This window comes from Gardnerella sp. 30-4 (assembly GCF_001641215.1).
Classification (GTDB): Bacteria; Actinomycetota; Actinomycetes; order Actinomycetales; family Bifidobacteriaceae; genus Bifidobacterium; species Bifidobacterium leopoldii.
This window is the reverse complement of the sequence record NZ_LXJL01000088.1, coordinates 1-1,248: the sequence shown is the minus strand read 5'-3', so window position 1 is coordinate 1,248 and position 1,248 is coordinate 1. Positions and strand designations below refer to the sequence as shown.

Below are 1,248 nucleotides of genomic sequence, written 5' to 3'. Positions count from 1 at the left end.
CAATTGCAAAAGCAATGTAATCATTTAAAAATATTTTTTGTAGGCAACATCATACTGTAGAATAAATGCAGACTTTACAGAAAAGAGGAAGCATGAAAGTAGAAGTCAACTCTGCATCATTTGCTGATGCTGTAGCTTGGACTACACGCGTAATTGACGCACGCCCTGCAAACCCTATTCTTGCAGGCTTAAAGATTGAAGCAGCAAATGGCACATTGCAACTTTCTGCATTCAACTATCAAATTTCTAGCTGCCATCACATTGAAGCTGGTGTTGACGAAGAGGGAAGCATACTTATTCTAGGAAAATTGATGGCAGATATTACTAAGTCTCTTCCTGCAGAAAAAACTTATCTAAAATCTGAAAATAATACTTTGACTATTACTTCCGGAAAATCAACATTTACTCTGCAACTTATGCCTCTTGGAGAATATCCTGATTTGCCTAAATTGCCTAATAAATTAGGTCAGGTTGATGCACCAACATTTATTCAAGCTGTAAACCAAGCATCTGTTTCTACATCTAGAGAAGAAAATAGACCGGTCTTAACTGGAATTAGGATCCAATTTGAAGATGACACCGTTACTATGACTTCTACTGATAGATTCCGTCTATCTAGATCTACTTTTAAGTGGACACCAGAACATAATGACATTCATTCGACCACTCTTACTCGTGGGTCATTACTAAGAGATATTGCTCATTCTCTTGACGATCATCAAAATGTTATTATTCATTTTAACGAGGAAGATAAGTCACTTTTAGGTTTTGAAAATTCCGGTCGTACAAGTACTTCACAAATAATTGATGGAGAATTCCCTTCTGTAGATCGACTATTCGTAGATGAATATCCTATTCACGCAATTATTAATAAACAATTATTGATAAATGCAATTAAGCGAGTATCTTTAGTCGCCGAAAGAAATGCTCCTATTCGAATGATTTTTTCAAATCAGGAGTTAACTTTGAGTGCTGGTACTGCTGACGAATCACAAGCAAAAGAAGTACTTGATATCGATATGGATGGAGAAGACATAACTGTTGCCTTTAATCCAAACTATTTACTTGAAGGTTTAGGAGCTATTCCAGAGCCATTTGTTCATATGAAAATGGCAACAGCTGTAAAACCTGTTGAATTTAATGGTCAGCAGGAATCAGATGGTGATGAATCAACAGATTATCGCTATTTGCTTGTTCCTATGCGTTTTAATAATTAATATTGTTGCGATATTGCATTGTATTTTAGAT

General features: G+C 35.5%; 1 protein-coding gene. It reads left to right on the top strand.

Annotated elements, in window-relative coordinates; all coding sequences use genetic code 11:
* Positions 1–92: 92 nt before the first annotated feature.
* Positions 93–1,217: a DNA polymerase III subunit beta gene (gene dnaN, locus A5294_RS05145; RefSeq protein ID WP_004106071.1), complete on the top strand. Its 1,125-nt coding sequence runs from the start codon at positions 93–95 to the stop codon at positions 1,215–1,217.
* Positions 1,218–1,248 lie beyond the last annotated feature (31 nt).

Coding starts and splice junctions, on each gene's coding strand:
- dnaN (WP_004106071.1), top strand. CDS start 93: ATGAAAGTAGAAGTCAACTCTGCATCATTTGCTGATGCTGTAGCTTGG.